Here is a 13,524-nt window from a genome sequence, read left to right on the forward strand (position 1 = left end):
TTGGTGACCAGTTCTGATGCAGTTACACTTTCCAGTGGCTATGCTGCCAATACATCTAGTTCTGTAATTGCCGTTATATTAGGCGGGACCGATATTCCATTCCCAAATGCCCAAAACTTCACTTCGGGCATTACCGTTAATGGTACCAATAACACTTTTACCATTGCTAATGCAGGTCGGTATTTTATTAGTTATAATATCAATACCGCTGCTGCCTTGTTGATGAATTCGAGAATTATGCTAAATGGTTCTTCCCTTTCAGGTTCCGTAGTATCCCCTGGAATATCGATAAGTAATTTTCATTCTAACATTATTACAAATGTAGCGGCCGGCTCTACACTTAGCGTACAGTTTTATGGTCTAATTGGGTCAGCAGTGCTTTCTGGCGACGCATCTATTTCGATCATACGTCTGCAATAGCATAATTTGTCCTGCTTTAACAGAAGTACAATATCACTAAAGACGATGTGTTATTGATGGCGGCATACAGTTGATTACAGACGGCCTTAACCTGATCCCTTATCCAGCGCTGAACACGACGACCAATCAGATTAGCAAATAAGGGCCGGAAGTCCGTAATAGATTAATCATTAAACCAGAAAACCATGATGTTTTATAAAAAGACCATATATTCGCTTTTGCTCCTAGCCATAGGTAATGGCGCATTTGCACAGCTGTCTACAGGGTCAGACGGCCTATTTATAATGAGCGGTACTACTGTAAGTAGTGATGGGCTAGTACTGCAGCCCTCTACCGATCTTACCATTAGCAGTACAACAATAGAGAAATCGGGTATAGCAGTCAGCAGTAGTAATGGAAACAGTATTAACCGGGTATACACATTCAGTAGTCCTATAACATTTACAGGTAATATAGGCCTGTACTACTTAGATGAGGAACTAAATGGAAATACTGCATCCTTATTATCTATTCTCTATAAGAAAAACCCTACGGGTTATGTGACCACTACAAACAATAATATAGATCTCGCTAATAAGCTGGTTACACAGTCGATAAATAACGTATCAATGTTACTGTTAACAGCTATCAACAGTTATGTAACGTTACCCGTTGAGGTTAAAAACTTCGCTGCAGCTGCAGTGAACAACCATGTTAAACTTACCTGGGAAACCCTGTCCGAAAAAGACCACGATTACTTTGAAGTGGAACGTTCTACTAATGGCAAAACCTTTACTTCATTGACCAAGATTAAAGGGGAAATAAATGTTAATGCCAAAGCATATGAGACATTTGATTATAGTCCTGCGTTTGGAGACAACTACTACAGATTGTTACAATACGATAAAGATGGCAAAAAAACAGACTTTGGCACTAGAAATGTGAAGTTTAAGCTGTCTGAAGATGTCGCCATTAAAATCTTTCCCAATCCAATTGCAAGAGAGATCAATATCAAACTGAACAACGGCAAACAGGAAGATTTGGAGGTTTCTTTATTTACGCTTAGCGGACAGCTTATTCATCAAGAGCAAATAAAAGCAAAAGATGACACCTACTTTCTTTTATTAAACAAAAAGCCAGCCTCTGGACTTTACCTGTTAAAGGTAAAGGGCAAAAGCATCAACCACAGTGCAAAAGTACTGGTACTATAATAAAAAATATTCTTACCCCCTAAAATTGGGGTAAGAATATTTTATTTTCAAACACTTGGGAAAGCACCACATGATAGCGCCTCCGCTGTCCATTCATGAGAACAAAAGCTGGAATAAGCTACTTATGATTTAGATTATTCTACGCCACCACCAAGCGCTCGATATAAATCAATCTTGGCATCGCACTTCTCTTTTTGGATAGCAATCACATCCAGTTCATTTTGCAAGGCATTATTTTGAGCAACGATCACTTCTAAATAAGTAGACATACCGTTCTTATACAATAACATTGCATTTTTTACTCCTTTAGCTAAAGCAACTTTTCTTTCATTTACGAGGAATAAACGCTCGTCAGCAAATTTGGATTTCACCATCGCATCAGCAACCTCTCCTACCGCAAGCATCATCGATTGACGAAACTGTTCAACTGATTTTTCCTGCTCCAATTTAGCCACTTCATAGCTAGTCCTCAATGCTTTCTTTCTAAAAATAGGCTGTGCAATGTTTCCGCCAATATTTTTCACCAGCGAACCTGGTAAATCAAACCAGTTGCTAAACTGGAAAGAGTTAACCCCAACAGAAGGCGTAATACTTAAACTCGGATACATTGCAGCCTTTGATAATCCGGTATTTGCATTGGCAGCGACTACTGCATATTCTGCCGATTTAAGATCTGGCCTTCGGCTTAAAAGCTTAGCAGGCACCCCTTGAGGAAAAACATCGTTCAAATCATCCATTTTAAAAGCCAGGTTTCTAGCTATATTTTTAGGGTAATCGCCACATAAGATGCTTAGTGCATTTTCCTGCACAGCAATGTTCTGCTTAGCCAAAGGAACTAACAATTCTGCTGTTTTCTTTTGTGCTACTGCCTGCTCTACAGCTAACGAGTTTACCTGAGCAGCATTATATTGCAACTTAATCATCCTTAATGTACTATCACTTAAGGAAATATTGCGTTCGGCAACTCTCAACTGCTCATCAAGTGATAATAAATTATAGTAAGCTTGTGCCACCTGTGCTATAATTCTCGTTTTTAAGGCACTCAGGTTCTCTTTCTGTGCAAAATAATTAGCTCTTGCAGCATCTTTCTGCATTTTGGCCTTGCCCCAAATATCGGCCTCCCATGACAATGCCAGTGTAGCACTATAATCGTCCATATAGCTTGTACCGATAAACTGCTGGCTTAGCGAGCCATTTAATGAATTTTTCGATTGGTAAGCCCTTGAAGCACCCAGTGTTAAATCCAATGTAGGCAGTAGACCCAATTTAGCTTGCTTAAATGACAAGTCCAATTGCTCCATGTTTAATATAGCTACCGAAACATCCTTATTTTTCTCCAAAGCCTGATCAATAAGTTCAACTAACTGCTTATCTTTAAAAAAGGTTCTCCAAGGCAACAATATGGTATCTCCAGTTAGCGCTACTGGACTACGGTAAGCTTCTGGAAGCGATAGATCTGGACGCTGGTATTTCTTCCCTACAGCACATGAGGCAAGTGTAAGTGACATCACCGCACCGATGATGATATGATTAAAAACTAACTTCATAATTAATGATTTAATTCTGGCTGGGTCAATACACGTTTTCCCGAAACCTTTTCCTGTAAAAATTGAAACAACATGTACAACAACGGAATGACAAATACACCGAAAACAACTCCAGTTAACATCCCCATAGCCGCACCTGTACTAATAGACCTATTGCCCATTGCCGACCCTCCCGTAGCGATCATTAAAGGAATCATACCCACAATAAAAGCAAGGGAAGTCATGATAATTGGCCTCAATCTAGATTTTGCCCCTTCAATGGCCGCATCTTTAATAGACAGCCCAGAAGCTCTACGTTGAACTGCGAATTCCACAATCAGAATGGCATTCTTGGCCAATAGGCCGACCAACATGATCAATCCTACCTGAACATAGATATTATTGTCTAGACCAATAGCCTTAATAGCAGCAAAAGCGCCTAAAATCCCTGTTGGAATAGATAGCAATACTGCTAATGGCAATAAATAGCTTTCGTATTGTGCCGCCAAAAGGAAATACACAAACAATAAACAAAGTGAAAGTATCACCATGGTCTGTGCTCCAGAAGACTTCTCTTCCAAACTCAAACCTGTCCATTCGTACCCATAATCTGCCGGCAGTTTACTCAATACATTTTGCTCTAGATTATCCATGATATCGCCACTGCTAGAACCTGGTAAAGGCATTACATTAATGGTTAGGGCATTATAAAGGTTATACCTACTCATCGATTCCGGACCGTAAACTTTATTTAAGGTGACCAAGCCTTTTACGGGAACCATTTGGTTTACATCATTTCTTACAAAGATTTCGTTAAACGCATCTTCATCTGTTCTAAAAATACCATCAGCCTTGATGCTTACCCTATAGAATTTTCCAAATCTGGTAAAATTTAAGCTTTGATCTCCAGAGAAATACATTTGAATGGTTTGCATAATATCGTTTACACTTAGGCCCATCTGGCTTGCCTTGTCCTCATCTACCTCTAGCTCAAACTGCGGAAAATCTGCCCTAAAAGTGGTATAAGCATACTGCACTCCCGGTTGCTGCATAATCTGTCCCATCACTTTATCGGCCATTGCTTTTAAGGCGGCGGCATCTTTCCCCGTTTTATCTTGCAGCACGATTTCTGCACCATTGGCCACTCCATAACCTTCTACTGGCGGCATTCTAAACACCATTACAGCACCTTCTTTAATGGTAGCTAACTGTGCCGAAATGTTCGCTGTAATCTGATCGATATCTTTTATCGCACCACGGTCCTTTTTATCTTTTAGTTTCACAAAGCCCAAACCGTAGGCAGGACTTGCACTATTGGACAAGATATTGAAACCTGTAATATTGGCAACCGTTTTTACCGCCTCGTTATCCTTAAATATCTTATCTATTTTTTTCGCTACCTCTGTAGTACGATCTAAGGCTGTACCTGGAGGCATGCTTAAACTGAATACCATAAAGCTATCGTCTTCCATGGGCACGAAACTTTTAGGTGTACTTGTCATTAAGAAGATAGCTACTGCACTAACCACTACTGTTAAGCCAGCGCCCAGCCATTTCTTCTGAATAAGGAACCTCAATCCTTTGATGTATTTATTCGTTAAATTATCAAAACCTGCGTTAAATGCGGTGAAAAAGCGTTTCTTAAAACCATGTTTTGTCGGCTGATTTCCGTGTTCGTTAGAATGATTGTTTTTCAACAACAAAGCGCAAAGTGCGGGTGTTAATGTCAATGCGTTTATTGCCGAAATAATAATAGCGATAGCCAGGGTGTAAGCAAATTGCTTGTAAAAAATACCCGAAGAGCCGGTCATAAATCCGATGGGGATAAACACCGCCGACATGACCAAGGTAATAGAAATTACGGCTCCGGTAATTTCGCCCATGGCACTGTGCGTAGCCTCTTTTCCCGAAAGATTGGAACCTTCCATTTTACTGTGCACCGCTTCTACCACTACAATGGCATCATCTACCACAATACCAATGGCCAGCACCAATGCAAATAGCGTAAGGATATTAATCGTAAATCCAAAAACCAATAAGAAAAAGAACGTACCGATAATTGCCACCGGAACCGCAATAGCAGGGATAATGGTAGATCGGAAATCTTGCAAGAATAAAAACACAACGATGAACACTAGAATAAAGGCTTCAATCAATGTAGTTTTTACCTGACTGGTCGCTTCATCCAATCGTTCTTTAGTACTCATCAACTTACTAAAACCAATACCCGGAGGAAAAGACTTTGAGGCTTTTTCCAGCTCTGCATTTACACCAATTTCTATGGCATTGGCATTAGAGCCTGTAGTTTGTAATATCGCTGCCGTAACTGCATTTCTTCCATTAGATGTACTGTTACCCCCATAATATATAGAGCCAAATTCAATTCTGGCGATATCTTTCAAACGAACCAACTCGCCTCCATTACGCTTAACAATAATATTTTCGTATTGTGAGGTTTGGTTCTTTTTGCCCTTATAACGCATTACATATTCCAAAGGCGCATCTGATTCGGCTCCTAACTTTCCAGGTGCCGCTTCTACACTTTGCCGGGCAATGGCTGTATTAACATCAGTTGGTATCAGCCCGTAGCTGGCCATCTTGTGTGGGTTAAGCCAAACACGCATCGAGTAATCCTTTGCCCCAAACAACTGCACTTGCCCCACCCCAGGTACCCTTTTTAGCTGGGGAACAACATTGATGTTTATGTAGTTTTGCAAAAACAGTTCGTCATATTTCTTATTGTCTTCGGCAAAAACGTCGAATACCATGATCATACTGTTCTGTTGTTTAGAGGTAGTCAACCCCATTTGTATAACTTCCTGCGGAAGTATTGGCGTAGCTTGCTGTACCCTGTTCTGCACATTTACGGCTGCTTGATCTGGATTAACGCCCTGCTTAAAAATTACGGAAATAGAAAAAGAACCGTCGTTACTGGCGGTCGATTTGATATATTCCATTTGCTCTACGCCATTAATCTGTTCTTCGAGCGGCGTTACCACCGACCTGATTACCGACTCACTATTACCTCCAGGATAACTTCCAGTTACGGTTACCGTTGGTGGTGAAATATCTGGGAACCTGGTTACCGGTAATCTCGTTAACCCAATAATGCCCAATATCACGAGCACTACCGAGATTACCGTGGCCAATACTGGCCTATCTATGATTTTCTTTAACATAAAATTCTTTTAAAACAATGTGAGTTTCTGGACTATTTCTTAACCATTGTAGGTACTACTTTCATTCCTTCGGCTAAGGCATCAATGCTATTGATCGCAATTTTTTCACCTTTGGCTACACCAGATTTTACGATATAGTGGTCTCCCGACCTGCCCTCAATTTCGATGGCTTTCATGGCCACTTTGCTACTATCTGCCAACGTGAAGACAAAGAATTTATCCTGCACATCTTTAACACTTGCCATTGGTATTACCAAAGCCTCTTTCATTTGTTTAGTAATGATGATACGTCCAGCACCACCAGACCTTAACAATTTATCTGGGTTAGAAAAAACTGCTTTTAAAGCAATGCTTCCTGTGCTACGCTCTATATTTCCACTGGCAAACTCCAGCTTACCTTTGTGCGCATAAGCTTGTCCATCGGCCATAATGAGGCTAACGGTATTCATGCCTGCATCCGTTTTACGATCTCTATTGAATGCAATAAAATCTGCCTCGCTCATTGAAAAATACACCAATACCTGATCTATTTCCGAAAGGGTGGTTAATGGAATGGCATCGGCGGGAGTTACTAAATTTCCTGCCCTGTTGGGTATTCTGCCAATATATCCGCTCACAGGTGCTTTAATGACAGCAAAATCTGCATTGATTTGCGAAGAACCTAAGGCAGCTTTTGCTTGAGCAACCTGTGCTGTAGCGGCTTCATAATTGGCTTCTGCCGTTTTTAACTGAATATCAGAAACCACTTTTTCAGCTACTAATGGCCTAATTTTCTCTATTTCAATTTTTGCAGTAGCTTGTGCCGCCAAAGCAGATTTTAAAGTCGCCCGACTGTTGTTGATTTGCTCATTGAAGACATCGCCCTTAATTCTGAACAATGATTGCCCTTTTTTTACATAGTCACCTTCTTTTACATAAATTGCTTCCAAGTAACCAGATACTTGGGCTTTAATTTCTACATTTACTGTACCCTCAATCATACCTGGATAACGTTTTTCGATAGCAGCATCTGTAGGATCAAGTGTGATAAAGTCTGTATTAACAGGCTGCACTTCATAACCTTGCGGTGCTTGACCGCAGGCAGCAAACACTAACGAAACTGTTAGCATAAGCCAATATGCACCTCTCTCTTTTTTATGTTTTTGTACCATTTCTAATAAAATTTTCGGTGCAAAAAGAAACATAACTAACCGTTGTTTGAGCTTCAAAATGTCTGAACTGGATAAATCAGTATCCGAAACGAAATTACAACGATCTCAACCGTAAAATCAGTACTAGAGCATTAATGGAGGCAATAATCACACTTGCATCTACCATATTCTCCAGTCAACGTTTCGGTAAACATACGTCTACATTTGGGAAACGATTTTATACGTTTGGGAAAGTTTAAATCCTAAAAACAGAGATTGCTATTTTAGTTTTACAACATCAAATAAATTTCCCGTTAATTCTATTTGGTTCGTTTTAGTTTTAATCAATTACACACAAATAAAACCGCTATGCTTTAATTGCTAGCGGTTTTTAATTCGTTCTAAACATCTCAAAAATCCATCAGATATGAAAACCATCATTGTAGCTACCGATTTTTCTGCAGAAGCAGATAACGCCATGACTTACGCCGCAGCAGCAGCTGCCGAAAAGGGATACAAAATTGTACTCTATAACCTTTATAACACTTCGATCCATGCCATGAATGCCCGTTTATCAGGCAGTGAAATAGACCGGATCTATGAATGGCAACGGGCAAAACAAAAGGAAATGGCCAACATGATCGGCGAAATTTACGACATCGATACAGCTGTATACTTCGCCTCTGGCAGTTTCTACGACGAGCTTTTAGCCTGCATACAATTACACAGTGCAGATTTGGTGGTTATGGGAATGGCAGAAAAGTCGCTAGAACAAGACCTGCTTGGCAATACGACCACTGAAGTCATTCACCGATTAAAATTTCCCATTTTAAGCATACCACTAAACGCCAAGTACAAAAGTATTAAGCATATTCTTTTTGCCTGCGACATTTCACGGGGTGTGCATCGTAAAATCTTAGATAACGTACATGATTTCGCCAGTGATTTCGGGGCCACTGTAGAGGTTTTCCATGTGAGACAAAAAGCCGAAGAAATTTCCAGACAACAGGAATTAGATTTATTAGATTGTTCACTAGCGGAAGTTGAACACTATTACAAACAGGTAGAATCTTCGGAGATCATCAAGGCTATAGCACATGAAATTGTAGCTTCAAAAACTGATCTCCTGATTATGGTCCCTTACCGATATGGCTTTTGGCAAAGTTTGCTCCATAAAAGTAAAACCAGGGTAATGGCTTCCGGCAACAGTGTCCCTCTGCTTTCTCTTCCTTTATAAAATCACTAAACCACACAGTAAATGAAAAGCAATATCCTCATTGAAGATCCAAATATGGATATACAGACCAGCATTATCATTGCTGGCGAGCAGTTATTTCTTCGATATGGCATTAGGTCTGTAAGTATCAATGATATTTCCAGTAGCTTAGGCATTTCAAAACACCTATTTTACACGTATTTCCCAGATAAATCTGCCTTGCTAAATGAGGTATGCAAACGAAAAATAGATGAAGCTTTCCTAAAACTAAAGAGAAACCAGCATATGGGGAGTGCCTTGCAAGAAGCCGAGTTCCTTTTCGAAGAAATATCAAATTTCAACAGTTACTTTTCTGCATTGTTTTTTAGAGACCTCGAATTAAAATACCCCTACATTTACCAATTGTTTGCCGACTTTAAAATACACCTTATAGAAGAAGTGTTCGCCTTGAACATTCAACAAGGAATTATTCAAGGGGTTTACCGTTCAGATACACAAGTAGTCATGATGTCCAGGTTATGGTTTGATCTGATTACGTATGCTTATCAATACGGATATCCATTAAGCATAGTAAAGCAGCATTTCATTAGGGGTCTATTGGTATAGCTAACAATCCATCCATTGCTTTAGTGCGGCAGCTTTTTCTCGGCTCACAATAACTTCAATATCGCTATTTTTTATATCGACTTTTAATTTGCCATTGAAATGATTGTGCAGCTGCGCAATGGCATTTACATGGATAATACACTGTCTGTTGGCCCTAAAAAACACCTGAGGATCAAGCTGCTGATCTAATTCTTCCATGGTATGGGCCAATACCACTTCCGTACCGTCTTGCAATCTTGCCTTCGTCACCTTAAACTCTAGGTAGAAGTAACACACGTTCTCTACAGCTATAGCTTTATAGCCATCCTTAAATGGAATTAAAAATCTATTTCTATGCGATTTTGGTTTTAAGTACCTTACCAAATCCTCAATTGCCGTTTGATTATTATTGACGTTGCAGTACTGCTCTACTTTTTCGATAGCGAACTGTAGTTCCTCTTGTTCTACGGGCTTAAGCAGGTAATCTACACTATTATATTTGAATGCCTTAACTGCATATTCATCATAAGCAGTAGTAAAAATAATTGGGCAGGTAATGGTTATTTTCTCGAAAATCTCGAAACTTAATCCGTCTGACAACCTCACATCCATCATTACCAAATCTGGCATTGGAAAACGCCCAAACCAATCAAGTGATTCCAAAACACTATCTAGCACGGCTACGATATTTGCATTTGGTCTAATCATACCAATGAGGCGTTTTAAACGATCTGCGTTTAACTTTTCATCTTCTATGATAAGTATGTTACTGCTCATAATCCATTAAATGAATAATCACCTTATAGGTCGAATCGGTTTTAACAATTTCGGGAGGTTTCCCTTTTAAAAGCTTAAACCTGTTCATAATATTGGGAAGGCCTATGCCAAAAGAACGCAAATTTTGGTTCTCTATTAAAGATAGGGAATTTTCAATCACTAAAACCTGGGCCTCTTTAGTATATACCTTAATAGCTAAAGGACTGTTTTTATTAGTGGAATTGTGTTTAATGGCATTTTCTATAAGTAATTGCAAGGTAAGTGGGGGCAGATAAAAAGCTTTACTATCCGTCGCCACATCAATTTCAAAGGAGATACCCGAACCTATGCGATATTTGATTAAAAAGATATAAGAATCTAAAAATTTGAGCTCTTCTTCTAATGAAATGGTATTCTTTTTTGAATTGACCAAAAGGAAACGATACACTTTAGAAAACCTTTCAGAATATTCGTATCCAAGTTGTTGGTCTTCCAAAATTAATTCCGACAAGATGCTTAAGCTGTTGAATATAAAATGTGGATCTAACTGGAGCTTTAAAGAATTCAGCTGGGCTTCTACCGATGCCTGCCTCAGTTCGGCTTCTCTAAGCTTGTGTTGGGTTACCTTCATTTCAGAATTTTTCCAATTGTTCACCAGATAACTACCGGTATTAATAGCAATGATCATAAAAGAAATCATTGTACTTACCACCCCCCATTGCATCAAATTTTTAATGTCTTCTGATGAAGGTGCACTTAGGTCCTCTTTTTCGATACAAAGGATAAAAATGATATTGAGAAAGATGATAAACATCACCGCTATCATATTACACAGCGCTTCAACCAAGAGACGCTTAAGGGGCCGATCTGTCCAGGGAAGGCTACGGTTTAAATGAGCATGAATAAAGATGGAAGCTTCTGACACTAAAAAACAGAAAATCAAAGATGTCGTCCATTCTGCCAATAATTTCCAAAAGCTTCTATTGGAGTACTCTTGCCAAAATTCTGCATAGGGGTCGAGCAGAAAAGACACCAAATAAAACAGTACAAAAGCAAAAGGCACAAAAACCAAGCGCTTAGTCTTATTACTTAAAAATGTACTTTCTATTTTATGATTCAAACTTAGCAATTTTGGTAATGATCGGCTGCAAATTTACATGATAAATTTAGAAGACCCTTCATTTTGTTTCCCAAGTGTCATATTCGGAAACCAAAACGGCTAAATATGCAATTAAAGCTAGTGATTCTGAAAAAAGCAATTTTATTAATCTTTCTCTGGCAATCTTGAATTAAAGATAGCATAAACATAATCGGAATTTACTAGGCTGCACCTCCATTTCCGTGACAAGTTTCCTTCAATCTTCAAAAAGCCCTGTTCTTTACCCCAAGCATTCTTTCTAACCCTGAAATGGATATTGGAGCAAAGACAGAAAAACAAAGCAACATCAGTATTGAAGAAACTGTTTGTTATTGAATATTGGAATCATGCTGAAGGTTTCTATACAGAAATAACCCTACGGGTATAGGCAGCCAAAAGGTTAAAAAGCGGAAAATCAAAGTCACAATAAGTGCGGCATGTACGGGTGCACCCAGCACGGTAAAGTAATAAGTCATGGCACTTTCATAAGCGATGAGTGACCCTGGCGATATGGGCAGTGCCCCAATGACCAGAGAGAGCAACAAGCCAAATATGATAACATGAGCGGGCAGCGCCACATGGAAACCTTTTAGAATGGCATACACTGTCAATGCATCGAAAAAGATAATGCAACATTGTATGGCAATGACCATAAAGGTTCCTTTTTTATTGTTCAAAAACATTTTCCATATTCCTTGTTTACCTTTGGTCAGTCCGGGCAAGTTTATTTTTTTGATGTAACGTTTTATCTTTGGGTATCTATTCAATCGTCTCAAAATAGTTCTCCAAGTTCTCCAGTTGCTTAACACCGCCATGATCAGCAGAAGGAAACAGTAAAAGGCAAAACCAACAATAGAAGTATATACGATAATACGGTTCATTGGCGTATGTTCTATTGCATACCAACAGAAGAAAAAAAGAATACTTCCTAAAAAAGCAATGTAATATCCAACAGATTCTAGCACAAGAACTGAAAACGCACGAAGTGCATCTATTTGCCTTTTTACCAACTGGTTAAAAACATAGCCATTTCCACTAATCCCTCCTGTTGGAAGCGCTTGATTGACAAAAAGAACAACAACAGAGATTTTTACCAGTACCCTCAATGGCATTTCCTTTGTGTCCTTATCAAGCAAGACTTTTAAGATAAAAGCGTTAAATACATAGGTAAATATCTGAGCGGCCACAGCCAAAAAAAGCCAGACCGGGTTCATCTCCAGCAGTAAGGTTTTGATGTCTTTTAATTTAGCCATGTAATGAACAGCAAAATAGAAGATCACTAAAGACAGCATATAAAATACAATCTTGGATGGAGAGAAGAAGCTATTCTTGGCGTTTTTAGTCATAATGAACATATCAAAAACTGTTCAGAACCATAATTTAAGTATTTTTTTATAAAATCATCGTTTAAATATTTCTGCAAATACCCATACATCATAAAATTCTGGCAGTAAACCAAACCAGCCATAGGCATTGGAAAATCAACATAAACACTTGATTAACAATTTCTGTTTTCCCTCTAAGGTAATGATAACAAGATTTACTGCATGGATCCTAGTTCCAGATTATGGAGCAAAAACTCTAGTTTTTCGCTTTTTCTTCGTAACATTTCAAGCGAGCTTGAACTTGCATAAAACAAAAAACCCTTTCTTGCATGACAAGAAAGGGTTATCGTATGTCGGGATGGCAGGATTCGAACCTACGACCTCCACATCCCAAATGTGGCGCGATACCGGGCTACGCTACATCCCGAACATTGGTATCAACTTTTTGCTCCTCTTTCCAAAGGAATTTTGATGAGGTTGCAAAGATAGCATTTTTTAAATCCATTACAAGATTTTTTAAAAAAAATAAACCAATATCCTACAAGTCATTTAAAAACAAAACCTTACATTTCCTTTACCATCCAAATGGTACAAGCATAATGCCCAGAATTGCCCAATGGGGCATCGATAGTTTTAAAACCATTTCTTTCATACAGGGTTACGGCCCTGGCCAATTCGGGAAAACTCTCTAAATATAAATGGGTATAACCTAGTATTTTAGCCTGATCCATGCTCTTCTGCATCAGTAAATGGCCAATGCCCTTACCCCTGGTCTGGGCCGACAAGTAAAACTTCACCAGTTCAGCATAACCTTGGGGCAAACCATTCGTTGGAAAAATACCACAACCTCCCAATAGTCGTCCCTCTTCTTCGGCAATCCAATAAGCCGCCCCATCTACACCGAACAGTTCATACAAAGCATCTGTTGTAGGATCTGTGTAAACCGTTCCGGGTCTAGCTACTCCCAGTTCTTCAAAAACACCCTTGATCAATCTGCTCAAAGCGGCATTATCTCCCTTTTCAATTTTCCGTATGTTCAACATGACTTAAGCAGATATA

At 39.1% G+C, this 13,524-nt stretch carries 10 protein-coding genes, 1 tRNA gene and 1 pseudogene; 4 read left to right on the plus strand and 8 right to left on the minus strand.

Translation table 11 applies throughout. The annotated features are described in order from the left end of the window. Positions 1-420: pseudogene (locus JHD79_RS16140) on the plus strand (hypothetical protein); the annotation flags it as partial. A 185-nt stretch (positions 421-605) separates the two neighbouring features. Further along, positions 606-1,610, plus strand: a complete 1,005-nt coding sequence (locus tag JHD79_RS16145; protein ID WP_199120337.1) for a T9SS type A sorting domain-containing protein — start codon at positions 606-608, stop codon at positions 1,608-1,610. 134 nt (positions 1,611-1,744) lie between these two features. Here the strand turns inward: JHD79_RS16145 and JHD79_RS16150 are convergent, their stop codons facing one another. Genes JHD79_RS16150 through JHD79_RS16160 form a run of 3 tightly spaced genes read right to left on the minus strand, consistent with a single transcriptional unit; the run spans position 1,745 to position 7,466 of the window. Further along, positions 1,745-3,157, minus strand: a complete 1,413-nt coding sequence (locus JHD79_RS16150) for an efflux transporter outer membrane subunit (protein WP_199120338.1) — start codon at positions 3,155-3,157, stop codon at positions 1,745-1,747. A gap of 2 nt (positions 3,158-3,159) precedes the next feature. Beyond that, the gene (locus tag JHD79_RS16155; RefSeq protein ID WP_199120339.1) at positions 3,160-6,315 is read right to left on the minus strand and encodes an efflux RND transporter permease subunit; all 3,156 of its coding nucleotides are present in this window, start codon (positions 6,313-6,315) and stop codon (positions 3,160-3,162) included. A gap of 32 nt (positions 6,316-6,347) precedes the next feature. Beyond that, positions 6,348-7,466: an efflux RND transporter periplasmic adaptor subunit gene (locus JHD79_RS16160; RefSeq protein ID WP_199120340.1), complete on the minus strand. Its 1,119-nt coding sequence runs from the start codon at positions 7,464-7,466 to the stop codon at positions 6,348-6,350. Between the two features lie 406 nt (positions 7,467-7,872). Between JHD79_RS16160 and JHD79_RS16165 the strand changes: the two genes are divergently transcribed. Together JHD79_RS16165 and JHD79_RS16170 are read left to right on the plus strand one after the other, a co-directional pair. After that, complete coding sequence (locus JHD79_RS16165; protein WP_199120341.1) at positions 7,873-8,682, plus strand: universal stress protein; 810 nt, start codon at positions 7,873-7,875, stop codon at positions 8,680-8,682. 21 nt (positions 8,683-8,703) lie between these two features. Further along, on the plus strand, positions 8,704-9,267 hold the full coding sequence (locus JHD79_RS16170; RefSeq protein ID WP_199120342.1) for a TetR/AcrR family transcriptional regulator: 564 nt from the start codon (positions 8,704-8,706) through the stop codon (positions 9,265-9,267). Here JHD79_RS16170 and JHD79_RS16175 read toward each other — a convergent pair whose 3' ends face one another. From JHD79_RS16175 to JHD79_RS16195, 5 genes are all read right to left on the minus strand, one after another. Further along, a complete protein-coding gene (locus tag JHD79_RS16175; protein ID WP_199120343.1) occupies positions 9,268-10,023 on the minus strand; it encodes a LytTR family DNA-binding domain-containing protein in 756 nt (251 codons plus the stop codon). It abuts the gene before it with no gap. Next, on the minus strand, positions 10,013-11,122 hold the full coding sequence (locus JHD79_RS16180) for a sensor histidine kinase (RefSeq protein WP_233164746.1): 1,110 nt from the start codon (positions 11,120-11,122) through the stop codon (positions 10,013-10,015). Before JHD79_RS16180 ends, JHD79_RS16175 begins: the two co-directional genes overlap by 11 nt. Positions 11,123-11,469: 347 nt before the next feature. Beyond that, on the minus strand, positions 11,470-12,486 hold the full coding sequence (locus JHD79_RS16185; RefSeq protein WP_199120345.1) for a lysylphosphatidylglycerol synthase transmembrane domain-containing protein: 1,017 nt from the start codon (positions 12,484-12,486) through the stop codon (positions 11,470-11,472). 332 nt (positions 12,487-12,818) lie between these two features. Then, positions 12,819-12,892: transfer RNA gene (locus JHD79_RS16190), tRNA-Pro, on the minus strand. 136 nt (positions 12,893-13,028) lie between these two features. Next, positions 13,029-13,508, minus strand: coding sequence for a GNAT family N-acetyltransferase (locus JHD79_RS16195; protein WP_199120346.1), 480 nt, complete (start codon positions 13,506-13,508; stop codon positions 13,029-13,031). Positions 13,509-13,524: the final 16 nt, after the last annotated feature.

It is taken from the genome of Pedobacter sp. ASV28 (assembly GCF_016428855.1).
In the GTDB taxonomy this organism is placed as follows: Bacteria; Bacteroidota; Bacteroidia; order Sphingobacteriales; family Sphingobacteriaceae; genus Pedobacter.

Bases quoted from the DNA above. Each gene is read 5' to 3' on its own strand.
- JHD79_RS16160 (WP_199120340.1), bottom strand. From the start codon at position 7,466: ATGGTACAAAAACATAAAAAAGAGAGAGGTGCATATTGGCTTATGCTA.
- JHD79_RS16175 (WP_199120343.1), bottom strand. From the start codon at position 10,023: ATGAGCAGTAACATACTTATCATAGAAGATGAAAAGTTAAACGCAGAT.
- JHD79_RS16155 (WP_199120339.1), bottom strand. From the start codon at position 6,315: ATGTTAAAGAAAATCATAGATAGGCCAGTATTGGCCACGGTAATCTCG.
- JHD79_RS16185 (WP_199120345.1), bottom strand. From the start codon at position 12,486: ATGACTAAAAACGCCAAGAATAGCTTCTTCTCTCCATCCAAGATTGTA.
- JHD79_RS16150 (WP_199120338.1), bottom strand. From the start codon at position 3,157: ATGAAGTTAGTTTTTAATCATATCATCATCGGTGCGGTGATGTCACTT.
- JHD79_RS16165 (WP_199120341.1), top strand. From the start codon at position 7,873: ATGAAAACCATCATTGTAGCTACCGATTTTTCTGCAGAAGCAGATAAC.
- JHD79_RS16145 (WP_199120337.1), top strand. From the start codon at position 606: ATGATGTTTTATAAAAAGACCATATATTCGCTTTTGCTCCTAGCCATA.
- JHD79_RS16170 (WP_199120342.1), top strand. From the start codon at position 8,704: ATGAAAAGCAATATCCTCATTGAAGATCCAAATATGGATATACAGACC.
- JHD79_RS16195 (WP_199120346.1), bottom strand. From the start codon at position 13,508: ATGTTGAACATACGGAAAATTGAAAAGGGAGATAATGCCGCTTTGAGC.